The sequence below is a fragment of the Pseudaeromonas pectinilytica genome (assembly GCF_054780855.1).
The window spans coordinates 1-20,915 of the sequence record NZ_BAAGVN010000129.1; the positions used below are offsets into that span (position 1 = coordinate 1).

The window sequence follows — 20,915 nt, forward strand, 5'->3', positions numbered from 1 at the left end:
AGAGTAGGCAGAGAAAATCCAAGCAAAACAACACGTTAGACGGTGTTATTAATTCGCTTGCCGCTTAAGGTTCTGTACATGTGTGCTGTTATGCTTCTTGGAGAAATTATGAATAATTTGAAATTGATATTTGTGTTAGCTTTTCTTCTGATTACGGGGTGTTCCTCTCAGATGGCTATTACTTATGATTCCTACCCTAAAGGCGCCCAAGTAATAGATAGCTCCGGAACTGTTAGAGGATATGCCCCTGTAACATTCTATATAGATCCGACTAAGGAGGATAAGGAACGAGGGTATGCATATACATGGGATATATGGATGAAGTGGGTATCAGGTGCTACTGAAAAGGTAAATGCGGGAAGAGTTGGTGTAGGCCAAAACTGGGTTTACACAATCAATAGGCCAAGCAATGCACCTAATGCACAAGCGGATCATTCATTCGCATTGCAACTACAGCAGAGTCGACAAATGAATCAAGTTTTGCAGAACACGCAAGCGATTCAAGACGAACAAAATCGAGTTAAGCAGCAAAAGCAAAATGAGGATAATACCCAATACCTCTGCAATTTAGGCTTACTCAACCATCCAGGTTGTAAATAACTAATGCTCACATGTGAAAATCTTTTTGAAATTTCGGTCTATAGGCTCGACGAAAATTCATACTATGATCAAATGAGGGGCCACATATCCGAGGTCAACGGCAAGAATCAGCATCCTATGGATGAGGGGTATTTGAAAGCACAGTATGGTGGAGATTGGAAGTACAATGAAATTATAGGGTTTCTACGTTTTTATCGTTACGGTGCCAACCAAATTAGATGTGAGTACTGGGAGACCAATGCGAAGAATAAAGTTCGTACTCGTAAAAAGCAATTTGAGAAAATATCTGACAGCTATTGTCGTGAGCCATTTTCAAAGACAGCAGAAAACGCGATACTTTCTCAAACAATGAAAAATGCCGTAGAACATTGCGAGACCATTCTTAAAAAGAAAAAGAGGTTCTTAGATAGAGAGCTATTTGATGGCACTGTAGATTATGTAGACTGGAAGTCGCTTCTAAGCAAAGCATAACAAGGTGCTGCTACGGAAAATTTACTCGCTAGCGCTCCTAAATTTCCGCAGAGCACGGCGTTATGCATTTGCAGGATAGATCAATGTTTAACTTCAATTCAGAATCAGGTTGGTCACTGGAATTAGAGCTAGAGTGCTTTATCATATGCAAGCAGTTGGAAAGTGCTGGCTTCCCTCATGGCCGTCAAACTGAGCTATGCGAAGAATTAGCTAATCGGTGCAAATTAGACAGCGGGACTTTGAAAGCTAAGGTGGGAAATTTTAAATCTGAGCTGGGGTATACGAAACCAACTAACTCATCAATAGCTACAAAATATCTTGTAGATAATTTCGGTGCCATGAGTTTAAAAGAATCTGAAGCGTTATTGGCTGGGTATAAACTGGCGATTAAAGCAAATGCATAACAAGTTAAATCATCGGGAAATCCCTCGATGCGCTCGTGTTTTCCGCTGTTTAAAGCGTTATGTTTGCAAATGAAATCAAGGAGTGAGCTTGAAAACTTTGACAACTGATGAACTAGCCCATGAATTAGCTGGTGGTGATTCATATATACGTACAAAAAATAATGTAGTGAAAGGGCTGGCTGTCACAACAGAAAAAAATCCTGAAGCCCCAGAAATAATTATTGTCGGGGCGGGGGATAGAATCATTGCTAATGCAAAATTGTTCCTTGAACAACAGCAATATGTGCCAGTTTACGTCAAGCAAGCTGTAAGTTCATGGAAATATTTGGGAAGCTACAAAGCTGATAGGTATTCCCAAGACCCGGAGGTTATTGAGAAGCACCGAAAGCATAGACCTTTGGGAAGTATTGATGGGATACTGTTTTTATCATCTAGCGATGAGTTAATAGTTAATGTTTCAGCACCTTCTTTTCCTGATGCTGAAACAAGAAAAAAGATTGAGTTGGCAGCTGTCCAGTATGTGACTACCTACTATGAAGAAATGGGGTACAGCATAACCGATCGTCAAAAAGACAATTGTGGTTATGACTTGTTAGCTGAAAACTCCGATGAAACGTTAAAGATAGAAGTAAAAGGCACGTCGGCAGCAGAGAACAGGTTTTTCATATCTAGAAATGAACGATCTAAGTCTGCTGACCCACTGTGGCGACTAGCTATAGTAACAAGCGCCCTAACTAATCCAAGTTTAGAAATATTTAATTCTAGTGAGATGGAAAGAATCTTTAACTTTGATGCTTTGTGTTGGGAATGCACCGTAGGAAAAACATAACAAACAACTGCGGCGGATCAATTTTCGCTGAGCTCAAATTGCCCGCTGAGTTGGGCGTTAAATAGCAACGGAGAGTTCGTCATGGGAAGACGGTACAAGGGAGAAGGAGCGCAGCTAGCTCAATCATTTCTGATACGGTCTATATCGGCTCGAAGCTCCCTTGGTGGGGGGCTCTTACCTTCGGCTTAGTTACTTTCCTCCTCTTTTATTTCGTTGTACCCGCATGCCTCAATCCAAGCTTGCAGCGCAAGAGTCAAGCAGGTTCTACCCTATGCTTGAAGCCACCTTCGGCCGAAGAATCCACTGGTTTGAGTGGGTAGGTATCGCCTGCGGCCTGGTCGGTTTGTTCTTTGGCGTTCGCAATTACCTCTTGCCAAACCAAGCAGGTAGCAAAGAGCGTGGTATTGTTGCGCTACTATCAAAATTATTCGGCAGGGGATTGGATTAGTTGAAATTTAACAAGTCAATTAACTACGCGCTGGACTTGCCCCGTTTTAGTCGACGCTGACTTTGGCATTTGGGGTTCGGGTGAGTTCAGTAATTAAGGGGCTTTGCTGGGGTGTATTGGTGGTTGGCTGCCCCTTGGTAAAACGTTACTCGCCTCTGGTGTACTAAGCCCGTTGGGGTAGTGAAGATCCACCTCACTACCCCGCAGATGTGCTTCTCCTATCATCTTCCTCCCTGCTGAGCTCTCGCGTTGTTCACATCATGTATCCCGACGATGCTGTCGAGGTGACGGACTCATTTCCCCTTGTCAGCAACGACGACATCGACGCCATTTCCCCCTGTTTGTCGGTTCCCTCAAGATGCTCACTATCGACTATGCGGGGTACCACAATGGCCTCTTCGATGCAGTTCGCAATGCGCTGGCTGGTGTGTTTGAGTCGGCTGGCATGCAGATGGGCATATCGTTGCGAGGATACGCTGCTGGCATGTCCTAGTTGCGCCTGTACGTCATACAGAGTGCCCCCGTTGCTGACGATGAGGGCAGCTACCGAGTGGCGACAGGTATGCAAGCAGATTGGCCCCTCAATCCTGGCTCGCTTAACCATGCGCTGGAACGGCTCGTAGACATTTAGGAGCGGTTGCTTGGGTCTCAGTCCAGGGAACACATACGGGTTACCCGGTACCGCAGGCATTTGCATCAACATCTGGGTTGCCATGTGGTTCAGGTGGAGGATGCGACTCTTACCGTTCTTGGTGTGAGGGATAAACAGAGTCCCTTGCTCCAGGCTGACATGCTCCCACTTGGCAAGTCGTAGCTCATCGCGTCGTAGGCCCGTGAGTAGCAACAGTTTGACGTATTGGGCGGCGTAGTAGTTGTCATCGAGTTCAGCCGCAATGAACAAACGCCGTATCTCACTCTTGTCCAGGAAGCGGGTGCGCTGATTGTTCTCCTTGAGCATGCGCAGGTGCTTGAGTGGATTGTCCGGGATAATGCCAGAGCGAGCGGCCCAGTTGAGCAGCCCCTTGAGCAGGGTGAGGATGCGGTTATTGGTGGCTGGTTTGTGGGTGCTGAGTAGTCGCGTCTGGAGTTGCTGGGCTTGTTCGAGGGTGATTTCCGAGAGCAGGCGTAGGCCCAGCTGGGGTTGGATATGTTGCCTGAAGCGTTGCTCATCATTACGAATGGAGCGCTTCACATGCCGGGCGTGGGGTAGGTAGTAGTGATGGAAAAGCTCGCTGAGCGTTATCTCCTTCTGCTTGTCTTCTCTTTGTTGGCGAGGGTCTATACCGCGAGCCAGTAATTGCTTGTGTAGGGTGGCTACCTCACGGGCTGTTATCAAATCGACCTCGGGGAAGTGACCCAGAGCGATGGCACGCTTACGGCCGAACCACGTGTAGCGAAACAGGAACTTCTTCTTGCCTTCCCCTTTGCCCACAAGGCACTTGAGGCCGGTAATTTGTGTGTCGGAGTACTCGGCCTCGGTCGACGGTGAATCAGCCGGGTTCGGGGGCAGGGCTTCGATCAAGCGCTGAGTGAAGCGGAATTTCTTGGGTGAGTCAGACATGGAGCCTCCTGCGGATGAAAAAAGAGGGCGCAAGGATGTGAAATCCCTGCGCCCTCGTGGGTGAGTTACGGCATGCGGTGTTGGTGATGCTGTGGGTGTGGTGAGCGGCCTAGAGTCCTCCTGCGTGCTCCGGTCGCTCTCTGGTCAGTTTAGCGAGATCTGGACGTTGTAGACGCCCAGACAGTGGTAGCTCAGAAAGTTGTCCTGCCACAGGGTGAACCACTCAGGGACATCAGCGCTTGGCATTTCCCCGATGAGGGCATGACTGAAATGGTCACTACTGAAATCAAAGTCCAGCTCTTTGGCGAGCTCGGCGTAGTCCCCGATGCCGACGTAGGCAAAGTCAGTGACATAGGCCAGATGCCAGTCGTCACCGCGTCGAGTCAGTCGGATTTCTACCGGGTGGAAACCTCCGGTTGTTGCTGAGTAGCTTGGGTCTTTGAAGTTCAAGGTGACGGCGTGGGCTTGCTGAATGGTGGTTTGCTTCCCTGCCATGTGCAGCCATAGCACGTTCAACAGATCAGGGGAGACCTTCACCGGTAAGTCGGTGACGATAATGGATGGTCGCATGATGGTGCTCTTGGTTGGCTACTGCGGTGATTGTGGGGTTGGCTCAGTGGTTTTGAGTTGCTCAAGCCATGCGGTGTGGGTGCCCGTGATGAGATGGGCAAAGCGAACCTCTGGCGCGGCCTTTATCAGTCCTTGGTGGCGTAGTGCCGCCGCGAGGAAGGCTGAGTTATTACTGCTGCCCTTGTTGTTCCAGATGGTTTTGAACAGTGCCGAGCTAAAGGGCTTGTCCGGGCTCTGTTGGTCCAGCAGTGCCATTACCGTGGAGAGCTCAAACCATTCCTTGGAGCAGAGGCCTCCGCTGTCACTTCCGGTCAACCGGATGAACAACACCTGTGACTCAGAATGACGCCCCAGCTCATAACCCACGGTGCTTGTGCTGCCGGGAGTGAGCTTCAGCGCCTTTGCTGTTTGCAATATCTCGATGGTGTTCAAGGTTGTGGCGGAGGTTGATGGGATGGTTTCTGTCGGGGTGCCTGCGACGGGCTGTTTCTTGGATGACTTAGTGGACACAGGGGGGCCTCCTCGGTGGTCCATTGATGGTGTGTTTTGAGGTAAATCGGGTCGGCCAGCTCCGGGGTTAACTCCGGTCGTTGGGTGTGAATGCACAGATGCTTGAACACTGGCTTGTTGGTGGTTACCCCATTCAAGGGAGTGCCCCATCCGACGTACTTTGTCGGTTGCCACAGCGTGGGTAGTGGGAGCCAGTAAACGGCCTCTTTGGCGCAGTCGATAAGATGGATAGCACCTGGGCTGGTGCGCCAGTAGTCGGCGTAATAGCCTTCGGCCTCATCTCGAATGCTCTGCCCGGTATGTTGGGCGAGGGCAATCATCATCTCGGGTGGGTTGCTGTGTAGCGACTTGGCGGTCATTGCATTGGCATCGCGCAGAACAATGAGCAGTACGGTTTGCTCTGGCGGTGGCAGGCGCATAGGAACGTAGTGGCCCACCTCCTGTATCTCGTCGGCAATCTGGCTCAGGGCTAGCCAACTGGCTGCATAGGCTTGCAGTGTGTAGCGCGTGGCCGCTAGCCCCTCTTCAATGATTTCATTCATGATGATCTCTCCTAATCGGCTTCGCCCAGGATGTAGCCCAGCGTGGCTCCTGCTGCGGCACCGACGACTAGCCCCTGAGGGCCGAACTTGCTTCCAATGGTGGCCCCCGTGGTAGCGCCTTTGATGGCTCCCTTGGTGCTGCCCTTGATGTGGTACTCCGCTCCCTTACGGCGCTGCTTGATGACAATGGCGCAGGGCGCGATGCTTGGCATGATGCGTTTGATGTGCATGTGACTCCTTGTTCGATGACAGAGATAAGCAAACCCTCTTGGCTCGAAGAGCCAAGAGGGTTTGGTGGTGTGAGCAAGGAATTAATATGAGTTTGAGAATGGGGTTGTTACGGGGGGTGAACGACCGGAGGCAGACCGGAAGCAACTCAGGTCATGCGGACAGATGCCCAGATGACAAAAGTTGGTGGTCGGTACTGCTGAGCGGCGTCAAATTGAGGGTGTCGAGCGAGGGAGAGTGAGAAGCTCAATATCGACAAGTAGAAACTGGGAAGACCGGAGCTGGGACCGGAGCATGATCTGGAGTTGATGAATGCCAATTGAGAAGGGCGCGTTACCTGGCGAGTGGTGACATATCGAGTTGATGGTATTCGGCGAGGGCTGGAGGCGTGGATGCAGAACAGACCAACCGACCGGAGATGGACCGGAAGCTGAAAACAAAAAGGCCTCACATTGCTGTGAGGCCTGGTTGTAGATGGTGCCCAGACGCGGAATCGAACCACGGACACGCGGATTTTCAATCCGCTGCTCTACCGACTGAGCTATCTGGGCGAAGAATGGTGCCGGCTACCGGAATCGAACTGGTGACCTACTGATTACAAGTCAGTTGCTCTACCTACTGAGCTAAGCCGGCACACTTTATCTTTGTTGTACTCTCGTACCTTGAACCTGTTGCCAATTCGCTACTGCGAACTTGCCTGAAAATGGTGCCCAGACGCGGAATCGAACCACGGACACGCGGATTTTCAATCCGCTGCTCTACCGACTGAGCTATCTGGGCAACGGGGCGCTATTAAACCGATTCGTCCTTGGCAAGTCAACCCTCTTTTCCCCAATAATCTTCACTCTTGAGCTGATTGCTGAAAGCTTGTGCAGAAATGGCGAAGAATGTCACAGGAGCGGTGATTTTATAGGCTTTTTCTTCTTCCTGATTATCAGGATCCAGTAACCAAAAAATATTCCTCTGCGGATCTGGTATGGATAGTTTCATGCGGTATTATTCCACTCGTTACTAGTTGCTGCCGAGGTGGATTGAGCATGAGTTCGTGCAAGTTACCGATTGAGAAGATGATTGCCCGCTGTGAGGAGCTCAGACCCGGCACTCCGGTCGAAGAGTTACTTCTCGGTCGTCTGCTAAACGCCGCACAACATCGCTTTGCTGAAACCAAGAGTCGTTCACTGGCCGAGGAAGGGCTGACCGAAACCCTGTTTCATGCCCTGATTGTGCTGTTGACCGCCGATGAGGGTATTCAACCCTCAGAATTGAGTCTGATGCTGGGCGCCTCGCGGACCAGCGGGACGCGGATTGCCGATGAACTGGAGTCTCGCGGCTGGGTGAGCCGTCAGGAGGTAGCCGGTGATCGTCGTTGTCAGTTGCTAAAACTGACGGCCAATGGACAAGAGTTTTTGTCGGAGATGTTACCGCGACAGCGCAATCGACTGCGCGAGATCTGGCAGCCGTTCACCAGCGAGGAGCGTGAACAATTGTTGCGCTTATTGCGCAAAGTTCTCGAGGTCATGCCGGAGTAATTACTTCTTGAATAACCGGGCGGGATCCAGAGCGCATCCTGCGGGTTTGTTACACCTAGATAGTAACGCATGAAATCATCACTAAAGTAATTAATAAAAATGCAAGAGCTGATAGCCGACTATCAGCCGCAGAACACGATGGAGATCCTATGAGTGCCGAAAATTCCTCCCGCAAGAAAAACATACTATTGCTGAGCTTATTCTTTATCGCTGTAGCGGCGGGGGCTGGAGCCTGGTGGTTCAAGGAGCTACGGGGCTGTGAATCCACAGATGATGCCTATGTCGCGGGGGATGTGGTCCCTGTGATGCCGCAAGTGGCCGGGAATGTAGTGACCCTGCACGCCGATGATACTCAGCTGGTGCAGGCGGGGATGCCACTGGTAGAGATGGATCCTACCGATGCCAAGCTGGCTCTGGTTCGCAGCGAGATCCAGTTAGCCCAGACTCTGCGTCAGGTGCAGCAGCAGATGGCCGAGCTCAAGCAGTTCGATGCCACTATCGCGTTACGTCAGGCCGAGCTGGATCGGGTGGCGGGCGACCAGAATCGACGTGAAGTCCTGGGTATGACCAATGCGGTGGGCAAAGAAGAAGTTCTGCATGCCCGGCAAAACGTGGTCGCCGGCAAAGCCGCCCTACAGGTGGCAATCCAGCAACGGAATACCCTGCAAGCCAAGCTGAGAAACACACCGCTGGCGGAGCAGCCGGAAGTGCGCCAGGCGGCCGAACAGGTTCGTCAGGCCTGGCTGGATCTGCAGCGCACCACCATTCTTAGCCCGGTGAGTGGCGTCATCGCCAAGCGTTCGGTTCAGGTCGGCAGCCATGTCGCCGTGGGCGCCCCCTTGATGGCGGTTGTCCCTCTGGATCAACTCTGGGTCGATGCCAATTTCAAGGAGGTGCAACTTGAGCACTTGCGTATTGGCCAGCCTGTGGAGCTGAGCGCCGATCTGTACGGCGATAAAATTGTCTACCACGGTGAAGTGGAAGGGCTGGCGGCGGGAACCGGTAGCGTCTTCTCGCTGTTACCGGCGCAAAATGCTACTGGCAACTGGTTGAAGGTGGTGCAGCGCTTGCCGGTGCGTATCAAGCTGCGAGCGGAGGAGCTGCAGCAGCATCCGTTGCGACTGGGGTTATCCATGCTGGTGACTGTAGATGTCAGCAATACCGATGGTCCGTTAATCACCGAGGCGCAGCACAAGGCGACTCTGGCTACGACCCAATCCCTGAATGTGGATCTGGCTGGTGCCGATGAGCGAGTTCGCCAGATCATCGTTGCCAACCGTCAAGCCGACTGAAGGGGAAATTCATGTCGCAATCCGTTGCGCCGCCCCGGCCACTGGAGGGGATCGCTCTTGCTCTACTGACTTTGGCGCTTTCCATGGCCACTTTCATGCAGGTGCTGGACACCACCATCGCCAACGTTGCCATTCCGACCATCGCCGGTAACCTCGGTGCCTCCAGCTCGCAGGGCACCTGGGTCATCACCTCGTTCGGGGTGGCGAATGCCATTTCGTTACCGCTGACTGGCTGGCTGGCGAAGCGCTTTGGTGAGGTTCGGCTGTTTCTCTGGTCAACCGCGCTGTTTGTCATCGCCTCCTGGCTCTGCGGCATGGCGCAAAGCCTGGAGCTGTTGATCCTGTTCCGGGTGCTGCAGGGCTTGGTGGCGGGCCCCATGATCCCGCTCTCCCAGAGCTTGTTGCTGAGTAGCTATCCACCGAAAAAGCGGGGTATGGCGCTGTCGCTGTGGTCAATGACGGTGATTGTGGCGCCAATCTTCGGCCCGATCCTGGGTGGCTGGATCAGCGACAACTACCATTGGGGCTGGATTTTCTTCATCAACGTGCCGCTGGGTGTAGTGGTGTTTTTCCTCTGCACTCGCATGTTACGTGGCCGGGAGACGGCAACTCAGCGCAACCCCATCGATCTGGTGGGTCTGTCCTTATTGGTGCTGGGAGTCGGCGCCTTGCAGTTGATGCTGGATCGGGGCAAGGAGCTGGATTGGTTTGCCTCCAATGAGGTGATAGTACTGGCGGTGGCGGCCGTGGTCGGCATCTCGTTCCTGATTGTCTGGGAGTTGGGCGACAAGCATCCGATCATCGATCTGTCGCTATTCAAGCACCGGAATTTTGCCATCGGGGTTGGCTGTATCAGCCTGGCTTATATGCTCTATTTCGGCACCATAGTGCTATTGCCCCAGTTGCTGCAGACCCAGCTTGGTTATACCGCGACCTGGGCTGGACTCGCCGCCGCCTCGGTGGGGATCTTGCCGGTGATCCTCTCACCGATCATCGGCAAAAATGCCCATCGGTTGGATATGCGGATGCTGGTGACCTTCAGTTTTCTGGTGTTTGCCGCCTGCTTCTATGCCCGGACCTTCTTCACCGTGCAGATGGATATCGCCGCTGTGGTCTGGCCGCAGTTCTTGCAAGGGTTGGCGGTAGCCTGTTTCTTTATGCCGTTGACCACCATCTCCTTTGCCGGATTGAAACCCCACCAACTGGCGAGTGCCTCCAGTCTGTCCAATTTTTTACGGACGCTGTCCGGTTCGATAGGGGCATCGATCATCAACACCATCTGGGAGCGGCGAGAAGCGGTGCACCATGAAACGCTGACCGAGGTGATCAATCCCTACAATCCGGTGAGCCAGCAGGCCCTGCAGAGCTTGCAGCAGGCTGGTATGAGCGAAGCGCAAAGCGGTGGTTATCTGGCGCGCGAGATAACCCGGCAGGGCTTTGTCATGGGCAGCAACGAGATTTTCTATGTCTCGGCGGGGCTGTTTATCCTGATGATAGGCTTCATCTGGCTGGCGAAACCGCCATTCCAGGCGGGTGGCGGTGGGGGCGAACACTAAGTTGGCACCCTAGTTCCCGCAGAAAAAAATGGGGCTGATCACCGATCAGCCCCATTTTTTTACTCGAATAGCGTCTTAGTTTTGAGCCGGTGGTACATAGCCATCAATTTGCACATCGCCATCTTCAAACAGATATTTGACCATCTCGGCTTGCAGCAGAGTGCGGTGATCCGCATTCATCATGTTCAGCTTTTTTTCATTAATCAGCATGGTTTGCTTTTTCTGCCAGTCACTCCAGGCTTCCTGACAGATGTTGTCGAAGATACGTTTTCCGATCTCACCGGGGATCAGTTGGAAGGGCATGCCGGGCGCTTCCTTCTTCAGGCGTTGACAGAATACGGTGCGGCTCATGAGGACCTCGTTAGGATTGCAGTTCAAAAATCGGCTTGTGACGGGCCATGGTCTCCTGAGGAGCCAATGCCCGAGTGTTGCTCACGGTTATACCAGAGTTGGCGTTGCGGCTCCACGCCACAAAACGTGAGGTCTTGGCAGTCTGCTGCCGGATGGCGGCCCGGCTGATCTGGTCCGGCTCAAGTTTTCTTCAAAAATTTACGGATTGGAGCTGGCAAGCCAATGGTTTGTAGCTCGTCAGCCGAGAACCAGGCTTGATAGCGCGCTGAGGGTTCCCGACTCTGTGTTTGCCACACCTCGGCCTTCAATTTGTAATGGCTGAAGGTATGGTCAAAGCTCCCTTTTAGACAGGCATCGATCGGGGGGGCGGTCTCCGGATCTGCATTATCGGTTGCGGACGCTGTGGATGTGTTCAACCCAAGCGTACGCTCGGGTGAGAGCAGCTCAGGAAGGCACCAAAGTCCGCCCCAGATGCCGTCATCGGGGCGTTTTTCCAGCAGTAACTGACCGTCACGCTCCTGCCATAAAAAGTGACCACGCCGAGTCGGAATTTGCTTCTTCGGTTTGGGAGAAGGCAAGGCTGCAATCCGATCGGTGAGGCGGGCTACGCAGTGCTGGTTGAACGGACAGCGCGTACAAGCCGGAGACTTGGGGGTACAGAGAGTGGCCCCCATATCCAGCAAACCTTGTGCAAAGGCTCGATTATGCTGCTGGGGTGTGTAGTGATGAGCCAAATCCCATAATTGACGAGTAACCAGACTGCTGGTGAGCTGGCCTTCAATGCCAAATAGTCGACAAAACAGACGTTTCACATTGCCATCGACGATAGGACCAAACTCGTTATAGGCAAACGAGGCGATGGCCCCGGCCGTGTAACGACCTACGCCAGGGATCCGCTGCAGTTCATCCAGCGAGCGAGGGAAGAGTCCGCCACACTCGTCGACGATAAAGCGTGCCGCCTTTTGCAGATTGCGCGCGCGCGAGTAGTAACCGAGCCCTTGCCAGAGGGCCATGACCTGATCGTCACTCGCCGCGGCCAGTGTCTCCTGGTCGGGGAATGCCGCCATCCAGCGATTGAAGTAGGGGATGACGGTAGCAACCTGGGTCTGCTGGAGCATGACTTCCGAAACCAGCACTCGATAAGGAGTTGGATCCTGTTGCCAGGGTAAATCATGGCGACCATCACGGGCATGCCATGTTAGCAGCAACTGGTTGAAGAGCGCGGGATCGGGAGGGCTGATCATGGTGTTCTCATCTGGATAGCTGTATGCCTGGAGGGGGATGCCACGGACCGCACTTATCCTCGGAGAGGACGACCGAGCTATTCCCGTCCGATACGTAAAACATGTAGAGCAAAGGATATGTTAATGAATTGCATCATAGCTGTCCGTTGCTGTAAACCACGGTTTCATGGTGCAGAAAGTCAGCAATGGGGGGCTTTGCCTGCTTTTTATCCACTTTATTTCTCGCCAGAGCGGTTGCGCACTTGCACCGGCGACCTATCTTTGGATAATTCGCTCTCCCTATTTGATCCAGAGACAAATCGATGACCGATAGTAACCAGCCTGAGATGACCGAAGCCGGCCAACTTATGCGCCGTATCCGCAGCTTTGTGCGCCGTGAAGGGCGTCTGACCAAGGGACAGGAGCGGGCATTGACCCAACTCTGGCCGGTCATGGGCGTTGAATTCAGTGGTGACATGCTGGATCTGGCCGCGCTGTTTGGTCGCGAGGCTCCTGTCGTTCTGGAAATCGGCTTTGGCATGGGAGCATCGTTGGTGGAGATGGCCCAGGCTGCGCCCGAGAAAAACTTTATCGGCATCGAAGTCCATCGACCCGGTGTCGGAGCTTGTCTGTCTGCAGCAGAAGAGGCGGGCGTCACCAATCTGCGCCTGTTCTGCCATGATGCCGTGGAAGTGCTCGAGCAGATGCTCCCGGAGCAGAGCATCGATACCCTGCAGCTGTTTTTCCCGGATCCTTGGCACAAGTCCCGTCATCATAAACGCCGGATCGTACAGCCAGCCTTCGTGCAGATGCTGCGCCCACGCCTGAAAATCGATGGGCTGTTCCATATGGCAACTGACTGGCAGAATTATGCCGAGCATATGCTGGAAGTGATGCAAGCCGCCCCCGGTTTTGCCAACACCTCGGATTTTGGTGACTACGTTCCCCGTCCCGACAGCCGTCCGCTGACCAAGTTTGAGCGGCGCGGCCATCGTCTGGGTCATGGTGTCTGGGATCTGGTTTTCAAACGTACCAACTGATTTTTATTATTCACCACCAGGAGAGTTCGATATGGCACAACGTAGCCGCCGTCTGCGCAAGAAGCTTCGTCTTGAAGAGTTTCAGGAACTGGGTTTCGAGCTGAGCTGGAATTTTCCGGCCGGGACGGCTGAAGAGAAGATCGATCAGACTATCGATGCCATGATTCTGGAAGTCGTTGAGCCGCGCAAACTGGCATTTGCCGGTAACGGTCATCTGGGTTGGGAAGGTTTGATCTGCACCCAGCAAATTGGCAAGTGCAGCGAGGAAGATATCAAGGCTTGCTGCGAATGGCTCAAGCAAAGCGGGATGGAAAATATCAAGCACTCCAACCTGTTTGATATCTGGTATGGCGATGTCATCTCCGGCTAAGTGATTCCTCTACATAAAAAAACCGCCAACTGGCGGTTTTTTTATGGAGAAGGCTGACTAACCGGTGGTCTGCAGCAACTGCAAGGCATTGAGCAGGGCCTCGGGCTCGGTGCGGTGGCGAATATCTTCGTCAGCAAAGGCATACACTACCTTGCCCTGAGTATCGATCAGATAGCTTGCGGGCATGGGCAGCTCATAGGCTATTCCGGGTCTATAGCCGGGCATATCAATCCCCAACTGCTCCATGGCATCGGTCATCACATCGGGCAGGGTCATCACCAGTCCACAGGCGCGCGCAGCCTTGAGTTCCGGATCGCTGAACAGGGCATAGTTCAAGCGGTTACAGCGTTGGGTGGAAAAATTCAGCTCGACATCCTGACCGACAATCGGCACAAAACGGGCACCCAACGCCTGGATTTGTGGCAGTAAGGCATTGAAGGCCCGCAGCTCCAGATTGCAATAGGGCGACCAGTGACCACAGAAAAAAGAGACGATGAGCGGTGATCGCCCCAGGATCCGAGACAGTGAAAAACGAGCCCCTGCGCTATCGATCAACTCCAACGCTGGAAAATCATCCCCTACCTGCAGGGCTTTCTCGGACCATCCGGCACGTTTCAGGCTGGCAATGGAGAGCTCCATCGCCTGGCGCAGATCGGGGGGGAAATGTGCTGCACGCCAAGCGTTTTGCGCTGCCAGCTCGGTCTGTAGGGCCATCCGCTACTCCCGCCACTCATGGTGGCACTATTAATTGTGTTCTTACTCAGTATTGGATCTACAGGTAGTGGTTGCAAGTTTATATCCAGCGCTGTTGTGCTCTTTACAAACTTTTATCCAATTATGATATCGCGCCGCTATTTTTGAGGGTGTTTCAGGCATCCATAAACAATTGCAGTAGTCGGTTCAGGTAGCGATGGCCCAGTTCGGTGACTTGCCAGCTCTCACCGCAATCCAGCAAGAGCTCATCCTGGATGGCCTCTTGCAATCTGGCGGCAACGGATGTCTCGCCGAGGCCGGTGCGCTGAGAGAATTCGTGTTTGGGCACGGCCTCGAACAGGCGAAAGCGATTCATGAAATATTCGAACGGCAACTCATCGGCTCCGACGGTCCAGCACTCATCCAGATAGGCTCGCGCCGGGTCCAGATAGCCCTTGGGATGCTTGACTTTTACTGTGCGCTGAATGATCCCGGTCGTTCCATTCGTCAGTTTGCCATGGGCGCCGCAGCCGATACCCAGATAGTCACCGAAGCGCCAATAGTTCAGATTGTGTCGGCACTCAAACCCGGGCTTGGCATAGGCCGAAATTTCGTATTGTCGATAGCCGGCCGCCAGCAGGAGGGCATGGCCTTGCTCCTGGATATCCCATAGCGTCTCGTCTTCCGGCAGTTGTGGCGGGCGGGCTCCGAAGGCGGTGTTGGGCTCTATGGTCAACTGGTACCAGGACAGATGGGGTGGTGCCAGAGCGATGGCCTGACGTAGGTCGTCCAGCGCTTGCTCCAGCGTCTGGCCGGGCAGGCCATGCATCAAATCCAGGTTGAAACTGCGCAAGCCGAGCCCGGCAGCCTGCTGGGCCGCGCGGCTCGCCTGTTCGGGATCATGGATCCGCCCCAGTTTCTGCAATTGTGCCGGGTCAAAACTTTGCACCCCGATGCTGATTCGGTTGATACCCGCCGCTTGGAATCCGGCGAAGCGTCCGGCTTCGACGGTACCGGGATTCGCCTCCATGGTGATCTCGATGTCGTCGGCGAACGGGATGCGCAGCTTGATCCCGGTCAGCAAGCGGCCGATGGCCTCAGCTGACAGCAGGCTGGGGGTACCGCCGCCGATGAAGATGGAGCTGAGCTCCCTGCCGGGTACTCGGAACAGATCGGCCTCCAGGTCTTCCAGCAGGGCATCCACATAGGCCGTTTCAGGCAGCCCCTGCTTCAGTGCATGGGAGTTGAAGTCGCAATAGGGGCACTTTTGTACACACCAGGGGATGTGCACATACAGCGCCAAAGGGGGCAAGGGGCGGATCAACGAGGAAACCGGAGAGATGACCACGCTTAAAAAATCTCCTGCAAACGGGAGATCAGTTGCTGGAGGGCCTTGGCGCGATGGCTGAGCTCATTCTTTTGCTCGCTGGGTAGCTCGGCAGCGGTACAGGCGGTTTCCGGAACGAAGAATACCGGATCGTAACCAAAACCGTTGTCACCTTTGGGTTCGGTCACTATGTGCCCTTCCCAGCTGGCCTGGCAGATGATCGGCGTCGGATCATCGGCATGGCGCATAAATACCAGCACGCACCAGAAGCGGGCGGTACGCAAAATGGGGGGCAGAAAGGAGAGCTCTTCCAGTAATTTGGTCACATTATCGTCGTCACTGGCCTCTTCTCCGGCGAAGCGCGAGGAGTAAACTCCGGGAGCACCGCGCAAGGCATCGACTTCCAGACCTGAGTCATCGGCGATGGCGGGTAATCCGGTGATGCGAGCGGCATGGCGCGCCTTGATGATGGCATTTTCCACGAAGGTCGAGCCGGTTTCTGGAACACTTTCGACCAGAAAGTCACTCTGCGGCATGACCTTGAAATTCATTCCCTCGAGCATGGCATTGAGTTCAGCCACTTTCTTCTTATTGCCAGTGGCCAATACCAATCGATTCATCTTGCGTACTCCATGATGTAGATGGCGGCAATCATAACGGCATCCCGAGCCAAAACCAAAAAAAGCACACCACCAGAGCCGGGATCCGGCAACGGCAGCCGATGGTGTTCACAGTTCATGACACCAGAAGCCGGAGGCAGTAGCATGACGCTATTCCGGGCTTATCCGGCCCGACTCGCAACACAGGATCTTGAAGATGCGTACCTCTCTATTGCTGGCCGTCGTGCTCATTTCTGTCATCGGGCTCGGGGGTTGTCAGCAGCCGCAAGCCAGTCGTCAGCCCGAGCCTGCTCCACTGCTAGCCCAGAATCAGCTGACCATGGCACAAAATGGCAGCAGTCTGACGCTCAAAGTGGGGGAACAGGTTGCTGTCGCTTTACCGGGCTCGCCGCAATCTGGCTATCAATGGCAGGTGGAGCAGACTCCCGGCCCATTCTTGCAAAAACAGGCCAGCAGTTTTGAACCGGCGCCGCCCCGGGAAGTCTGTGGCATGCAACATTTGCAGTTTACCGCCAAGGGCGAGGGGCGAGGGGTGCTGACTCTGGCCTATCGCCCGGTGAATGGGCAAGACGATGTCGCCAACTACTATACGCTGCGTCTCAGGGTGATCCGCTAAGCGACTGTTGCCAGGACCGCCTCTTCAGCTTGGATCCGGCGGCTGCTTCCTACTCATTCATCCACGACAGGTGAGGGATCGACCATGTTAGCCACGCTGGTTTTACTCACGTCGTTGACGGAGTTTATGGCGCAACAAGTGACGGAGCGGCTCGGTGAGGGGGTGGACCGGGAGCCTCAGCAGGAGCAGGAAACATATCAGGGCCACAGCATCCGCTTCATCCATCAGTACTGGCGTATTCAACCGGATTCAGTCTGTGCGGATCGGCAAGCAAAACCGGATTATGAGATTTGTCGACAGCAGGCGGTGGCGTTGTTTACCGACTATTGCCAGCGCCTGAGTCGAGGTAGCCCCGAAGAGCAGGAGTCGCCACGGCGGGCCATGTATTGTGCGGCGGCTGAATCGTCAACCATGGCCGTTTCAGCGGCAGAGCCGACAGCTCCCATTGCGGATCCGACCCCGGCGACGCCAGAGGTTGAATTGCAACGAGGCCGAAGGGAGTGCAATCGCCTGCGCTTCAAGGCCATGCTCTCGGATGATCCCGCCTTACGGCAACAACGGGATCGGGTCTGCGCGGAGCAGCCTCAATAGGCCGGAGGTTTTTCGAATAGCATCATTGCTGCGTGATGGGCTGAGCACAAACAGCAAGCCCGCAACTGGCTGCGGGCTTGCTGTTTACTAACGAATTATCGGGGTTTAGGCGCCTGGACCACAGTCGAGACAGCGTTTGACCATTTCAGGTCCCAGATGCAATTTGGCATTCAGATCCCGCAGCGCGGTCCGCAGACCCTCTTCAATCACCGGATGGTAGAACGGCATATCCAGCATCTGGCTGACGGTCATCTGTTGCTGGTGGGCCCAGGCCAGCAGGTGAGCGATGTGCTCGACATTGGGTCCCATCATCTCGGCGCCGAGGAAACGGCCGGTGCCATGTTCGCCATAAACGTGCAGCAAGCCTTTGTTGCGTAACATTACCCGGGAACGCCCCTGATCTTCGAAGCTGACCTCGCCGATTTCAAAACAACCACAGCTGCTGTACTTCTGATTCAACTCGCGCAGTGTGCTACCGACCATGGCAATTTGCGGATCGGAGAACACCACCGAGATCGAGGAGCGACGCAGACCGGCTCGAATATCCGGGAAGCGACCGGCGTTATCACCGGCGATGCGTCCCTGATCGGCCGCCTCATGCAACAGGGGTAATTGATTACTGGCATCACCGGCAATAAACAGATGCGGTACGCTGGTCTGCAGGGTAAAGCGATCGGCGACCGGGATCCCCCGGTTATCCAGTTGTACACCGGTATTGGCGATATCCAGCTTGTCGACATTGGCACGGCGCCCGGTGGCGGCCAATACATAATCGACACGGGTCTCTTGCTGCTGACCGGCTTTGTCGAGGTAGCGGATGATGACGCTGTCACCATCGCGGAACATCTGCTCTACCTTGGCATCAGCATCCAGATAGAACTCTTCATTCAGCGTCTTGGCGGCATAATCACGAACTGCCTCATCGGTCAGCGGGCCGACCAGACCACCCATGCCGAACATGATGACTTGCACGCCGAGACGATGCAGTGCCTGACCCAGCTCAAGGCCGATGACACCAGGACCAAATACCGCCACCGAATGGGGCAGGTCATCCCAGTTGAAGACATCGTCATTGATGATCAGCCGATCGCCCAGCTCGTTCCAGGCGGCAGGCCAGCTCGGGCGGGAGCCGGTGGCAATCACAATGCGTTCGGCATGGATTTCTGTATGGTCATCCACGATCAGGGTATGCGCATCGACAAAACGGGCGTAACCCTGGATCTTGTCTTCATCCGGAATGCTGTCGACGCCCTCCAACACGAAACCGACGAAGCGATCCCGTTCCCGTTTGACCCGGGCCATGACTTCGCGGCCATCGATACGTATTTCACCTTCCGGGTGGACGCCAAAGCCGGGAGCTTTCTGGATGTGGTGCACGGCTTCGGCTGCCGCAATCAGCAGCTTGGAGGGCATGCAGCCGACGCGGGCGCAAGTGGTGCCATAAGGGCCACCTTCAATCATCACCACCTTTTTGGTGTGCGCCTTGGCGGCACGATAGGCCCCAAGCCCGGCCGTTCCACCACCAATCACTGCAACATCGACTGTAATCTTCTTCATGAAAGCTCCTTGAACTGGTATGGAAATCAGTAAAAGCCGACTGGAGATCTCCACAACAGGAGCAGCGGGCTTGCAGTGATTCCCGAAAAAAGTGGGAAGCGAACTTCCCACAAAAACGGCACTGATACTAAAGATGGGTGAGCTGAACACATCGGCTCACCCAGGAACGACTCACTTGGCCAGGTAGGTTTCCAGGTCGTCACTACCACCGATGTGCTGACCACCGATGAAGACTTGCGGCACACTGGTGCGGCCGGTGACGGCGCGCAGACTGACGGTGGTGGCATCCTTACCCAGGATGATCTCTTCGTACTGGATGCCGCGGTCAATCAGCAACTGTTTGGCCTTGGCGCAGTAGGGGCAGCCTGGCTTGGTGAACAGAGCCACAGACTCTTGAACCTTGAAGCTTGGATCCAGATGCTTGAGCATGGTGTCGGCATCGGAAACCTTGAACGGATCACCTGGTTCGTTCGGCTCGATAAACATCTTCTCGACCACGCCGTCCTTCACCAGCATGGAGTAGCGCCAGGAACGCTTGCCGAAGCCCAGGTCTTCCTTACCAACCAGCATGCCCATGCCATCGGTGAATTCGCCGTTACCATCGGGAATGAAGGTGATCTTGTCGGCCTTCTGATCATCCTTCCAGGCATTCATGACAAAGGTATCGTTGACGGAGACGCACAGGATGTCATCGACGCCCAGTTTCTTGAATACCGGCTGCAGTTCGTTGTAACGCGGCAGGTGGGTTGAGGAGCAGGTCGGAGTGAAGGCACCTGGCAGTGAGAAGACAATCACTGTCTTACCGGCAAACAGTTGTTCGGTGGTGATATCGGCCCACTGATCGCCTTGACGAGTGCGGAATGTAACGTGAGGAACTTTTTTACCTTCGTGGCTCTGGAACATGGTGGTTCTCCTTGGGTAATAGCATTCGGTATGGTTTTGGTTTTCTTGCGGCGGCATTCACTCTTGCCCCGTCGACAGAGCCATCATCGCGGATATGGATTGATAGCGCCAATCGTTGCTTGCTATTCTTTTGATAGATAATCCCTATCAATGGTGAATGAAACATGAATCTGAAGGATCTGGAGTATCTGGTCGCGCTGGCGGAAGAGGAACATTTTCGGCGTGCTGCCGAGCGCTGTTTTGTCAGTCAGCCGACCTTGAGCGGGCAGATCAAGAAGCTGGAAGAGGAGCTGGGGGTGATCTTTCTGGAGCGCACCAGCCGCAAAGTGCTGTTTACCCAGGCCGGATTACAGCTGGTGGCGCAGGCGCGGAAGGTGTTGACCGAGGCTCAGCGGTTTCGCGAAATGGCTGGCAGTCATGGTGAAGCCATGAGTGGCCCCCTGCATCTGGGGCTTATTCCGACGGTTGGCCCCTATCTGTTGCCCCATGTGGTACCGGGGCTGAGACATGCGTTTCCCAAGCTTGAATTTTATCTTCATGAAGCACAGACCCAGCAGATTGTGGCCCAGCTGGAAAGCGGACTGATTGACTGTGCCATCTTGGCCTTGGTCAAGGAAACCGAATGCTTTGTCGAACTGCCGCTATTCGATGAAGCCATGGTCCTGGCGGTACCACTCGAGCATGAGTGGCATGACCGGGAGCAGGTTCCTCTGCATGAACTCGCCGGACATCGTTTGTTAATGCTGGAGGATGGCCACTGCCTGCGCGACCAGGCGCTGGGATTTTGTTTTGCGGCCGGAGCGACCGAGGATCGGCACTTTCGCGCCACTAGCTTGGAGACTTTGCGCAACATGGTGGCGGCTGGTGCCGGCGTTACCCTGTTGCCGGAGCTGGCGGTGCCGAATGAACGGTGTCGGGATGGTGTTTGTTACGTTCCCTGTTGCGAACCGGTGCCAACTCGAGCGATTGGGCTGGTGTATCGCCCGGGCTCACCTCTGCGTGCTCGTTATGAGCAGTTAGCCGACTGGGTGCGCTCGCAGATGACGCAGGTACTGGCTGGGTAGCCATCAAGACGCTCAACGCA

Annotated in this window: 26 protein-coding genes and 3 tRNA genes; 13 read left to right on the forward strand and 16 right to left on the reverse strand. The window is 54.3% G+C overall.

Going from position 1 to position 20,915, the window contains the following annotated elements:
- The first annotated feature begins 108 nt into the window (after positions 1-108).
- From ACYVG7_RS09550 to ACYVG7_RS09570, 5 genes are all read left to right on the forward strand, one after another.
- On the forward strand, positions 109-600 hold the full coding sequence (locus ACYVG7_RS09550) for a hypothetical protein (protein ID WP_460882907.1): 492 nt from the start codon (positions 109-111) through the stop codon (positions 598-600).
- Positions 601-717: 117 nt separating this feature from the next.
- A complete protein-coding gene (locus tag ACYVG7_RS09555) occupies positions 718-1,071 on the forward strand; it encodes a hypothetical protein (protein ID WP_460882908.1) in 354 nt (117 codons plus the stop codon).
- A gap of 83 nt (positions 1,072-1,154) precedes the next feature.
- Entirely contained in the window at positions 1,155-1,475 is a 321-nt protein-coding gene (locus ACYVG7_RS09560) for a hypothetical protein (RefSeq protein WP_460882909.1), read from the forward strand.
- 88 nt (positions 1,476-1,563) lie between these two features.
- Complete coding sequence (locus tag ACYVG7_RS09565; RefSeq protein WP_460882910.1) at positions 1,564-2,304, forward strand: protein NO VEIN domain-containing protein; 741 nt, start codon at positions 1,564-1,566, stop codon at positions 2,302-2,304.
- A gap of 271 nt (positions 2,305-2,575) precedes the next feature.
- Positions 2,576-2,752 carry a hypothetical protein gene (locus tag ACYVG7_RS09570; RefSeq protein WP_460882911.1) on the forward strand — a complete coding sequence of 59 codons (177 nt, stop codon included), beginning with the start codon at positions 2,576-2,578 and terminating at the stop codon, positions 2,750-2,752.
- A 253-nt stretch (positions 2,753-3,005) separates the two neighbouring features.
- On the opposite strand, the gene ACYVG7_RS09575 is transcribed toward ACYVG7_RS09570, so the two are convergent.
- From ACYVG7_RS09575 to ACYVG7_RS09615, 9 genes are all read right to left on the reverse strand, one after another.
- Entirely contained in the window at positions 3,006-4,313 is a 1,308-nt protein-coding gene (locus ACYVG7_RS09575; protein ID WP_460882912.1) for a tyrosine-type recombinase/integrase, read from the reverse strand.
- Positions 4,314-4,457: 144 nt separating this feature from the next.
- A complete protein-coding gene (locus ACYVG7_RS09580; RefSeq protein ID WP_460882913.1) occupies positions 4,458-4,883 on the reverse strand; it encodes a DUF2787 family protein in 426 nt (141 codons plus the stop codon).
- An 18-nt stretch (positions 4,884-4,901) separates the two neighbouring features.
- Positions 4,902-5,393, reverse strand: coding sequence for a hypothetical protein (locus ACYVG7_RS09585; protein WP_460882914.1), 492 nt, complete (start codon positions 5,391-5,393; stop codon positions 4,902-4,904).
- On the reverse strand, positions 5,312-5,935 hold the full coding sequence (locus tag ACYVG7_RS09590; protein WP_460882915.1) for a hypothetical protein: 624 nt from the start codon (positions 5,933-5,935) through the stop codon (positions 5,312-5,314). The genes ACYVG7_RS09585 and ACYVG7_RS09590 overlap by 82 nt, the downstream gene beginning before the upstream one ends.
- Positions 5,936-5,946: 11 nt before the next feature.
- Positions 5,947-6,165 (reverse strand): hypothetical protein, encoded by a 219-nt coding sequence (locus ACYVG7_RS09595; RefSeq protein ID WP_460882916.1) that lies wholly within the window; start codon positions 6,163-6,165, stop codon positions 5,947-5,949.
- A gap of 473 nt (positions 6,166-6,638) precedes the next feature.
- A tRNA-Phe gene (locus tag ACYVG7_RS09600) sits at positions 6,639-6,714 on the reverse strand.
- A gap of 6 nt (positions 6,715-6,720) precedes the next feature.
- A tRNA-Thr gene (locus ACYVG7_RS09605) sits at positions 6,721-6,796 on the reverse strand.
- Positions 6,797-6,867: 71 nt separating this feature from the next.
- A tRNA-Phe gene (locus tag ACYVG7_RS09610) sits at positions 6,868-6,943 on the reverse strand.
- Positions 6,944-6,979: 36 nt separating this feature from the next.
- Positions 6,980-7,153 carry a hypothetical protein gene (locus ACYVG7_RS09615; protein ID WP_460882917.1) on the reverse strand — a complete coding sequence of 58 codons (174 nt, stop codon included), beginning with the start codon at positions 7,151-7,153 and terminating at the stop codon, positions 6,980-6,982.
- Between the two features lie 47 nt (positions 7,154-7,200).
- Here ACYVG7_RS09615 and ACYVG7_RS09620 point away from each other — a divergent pair, with 47 nt between their 5' ends.
- From ACYVG7_RS09620 to ACYVG7_RS09630, 3 genes are all read left to right on the forward strand, one after another.
- Positions 7,201-7,692 carry a MarR family transcriptional regulator gene (locus ACYVG7_RS09620; protein WP_460882918.1) on the forward strand — a complete coding sequence of 164 codons (492 nt, stop codon included), beginning with the start codon at positions 7,201-7,203 and terminating at the stop codon, positions 7,690-7,692.
- Between the two features lie 149 nt (positions 7,693-7,841).
- The gene (locus tag ACYVG7_RS09625; RefSeq protein ID WP_460882919.1) at positions 7,842-8,984 is read left to right on the forward strand and encodes an HlyD family efflux transporter periplasmic adaptor subunit; all 1,143 of its coding nucleotides are present in this window, start codon (positions 7,842-7,844) and stop codon (positions 8,982-8,984) included.
- Positions 8,985-8,995: 11 nt separating this feature from the next.
- On the forward strand, positions 8,996-10,540 hold the full coding sequence (locus ACYVG7_RS09630; protein WP_460882920.1) for a DHA2 family efflux MFS transporter permease subunit: 1,545 nt from the start codon (positions 8,996-8,998) through the stop codon (positions 10,538-10,540).
- Between the two features lie 75 nt (positions 10,541-10,615).
- On the opposite strand, the gene ACYVG7_RS09635 is transcribed toward ACYVG7_RS09630, so the two are convergent.
- Positions 10,616-10,891, reverse strand: a complete 276-nt coding sequence (locus ACYVG7_RS09635; protein ID WP_460882921.1) for an oxidative damage protection protein — start codon at positions 10,889-10,891, stop codon at positions 10,616-10,618.
- Positions 10,892-11,070: 179 nt separating this feature from the next.
- Positions 11,071-12,135, reverse strand: coding sequence for an A/G-specific adenine glycosylase (mutY, locus tag ACYVG7_RS09640; RefSeq protein WP_460882922.1), 1,065 nt, complete (start codon positions 12,133-12,135; stop codon positions 11,071-11,073).
- A 302-nt stretch (positions 12,136-12,437) separates the two neighbouring features.
- Between mutY and trmB the strand changes: the two genes are divergently transcribed.
- Positions 12,438-13,154: a tRNA (guanosine(46)-N7)-methyltransferase TrmB gene (gene trmB / locus ACYVG7_RS09645; RefSeq protein ID WP_460882923.1), complete on the forward strand. Its 717-nt coding sequence runs from the start codon at positions 12,438-12,440 to the stop codon at positions 13,152-13,154.
- Between the two features lie 31 nt (positions 13,155-13,185).
- Positions 13,186-13,524 carry a 50S ribosome-binding protein YggL gene (locus tag ACYVG7_RS09650; protein ID WP_460882924.1) on the forward strand — a complete coding sequence of 113 codons (339 nt, stop codon included), beginning with the start codon at positions 13,186-13,188 and terminating at the stop codon, positions 13,522-13,524.
- Positions 13,525-13,581: 57 nt separating this feature from the next.
- Here ACYVG7_RS09650 and ACYVG7_RS09655 read toward each other — a convergent pair whose 3' ends face one another.
- The 3 genes from ACYVG7_RS09655 to rdgB form a co-directional block, all read right to left on the reverse strand.
- Positions 13,582-14,238, reverse strand: coding sequence for a peroxiredoxin-like family protein (locus ACYVG7_RS09655; protein WP_460882925.1), 657 nt, complete (start codon positions 14,236-14,238; stop codon positions 13,582-13,584).
- Between the two features lie 154 nt (positions 14,239-14,392).
- A complete protein-coding gene (hemW, locus tag ACYVG7_RS09660) occupies positions 14,393-15,538 on the reverse strand; it encodes a radical SAM family heme chaperone HemW (RefSeq protein ID WP_460882939.1) in 1,146 nt (381 codons plus the stop codon).
- 29 nt (positions 15,539-15,567) lie between these two features.
- On the reverse strand, positions 15,568-16,164 hold the full coding sequence (gene rdgB / locus ACYVG7_RS09665) for an RdgB/HAM1 family non-canonical purine NTP pyrophosphatase (RefSeq protein WP_460882926.1): 597 nt from the start codon (positions 16,162-16,164) through the stop codon (positions 15,568-15,570).
- A gap of 196 nt (positions 16,165-16,360) precedes the next feature.
- Between rdgB and ACYVG7_RS09670 the strand changes: the two genes are divergently transcribed.
- On the forward strand, positions 16,361-16,780 hold the full coding sequence (locus ACYVG7_RS09670; RefSeq protein ID WP_460882927.1) for a protease inhibitor I42 family protein: 420 nt from the start codon (positions 16,361-16,363) through the stop codon (positions 16,778-16,780).
- An 84-nt stretch (positions 16,781-16,864) separates the two neighbouring features.
- The gene (locus ACYVG7_RS09675; protein WP_460882928.1) at positions 16,865-17,371 is read left to right on the forward strand and encodes a hypothetical protein; all 507 of its coding nucleotides are present in this window, start codon (positions 16,865-16,867) and stop codon (positions 17,369-17,371) included.
- 105 nt (positions 17,372-17,476) lie between these two features.
- Here the strand turns inward: ACYVG7_RS09675 and ACYVG7_RS09680 are convergent, their stop codons facing one another.
- On the reverse strand, positions 17,477-18,928 hold the full coding sequence (locus ACYVG7_RS09680) for a dihydrolipoyl dehydrogenase (protein WP_460882929.1): 1,452 nt from the start codon (positions 18,926-18,928) through the stop codon (positions 17,477-17,479).
- A gap of 171 nt (positions 18,929-19,099) precedes the next feature.
- A complete protein-coding gene (locus ACYVG7_RS09685) occupies positions 19,100-19,831 on the reverse strand; it encodes a glutathione peroxidase (RefSeq protein ID WP_460882930.1) in 732 nt (243 codons plus the stop codon).
- Positions 19,832-19,995: 164 nt separating this feature from the next.
- Here ACYVG7_RS09685 and oxyR point away from each other — a divergent pair, with 164 nt between their 5' ends.
- Positions 19,996-20,895, forward strand: coding sequence for a DNA-binding transcriptional regulator OxyR (gene oxyR, locus ACYVG7_RS09690; RefSeq protein WP_460882931.1), 900 nt, complete (start codon positions 19,996-19,998; stop codon positions 20,893-20,895).
- Positions 20,896-20,915: the final 20 nt, after the last annotated feature.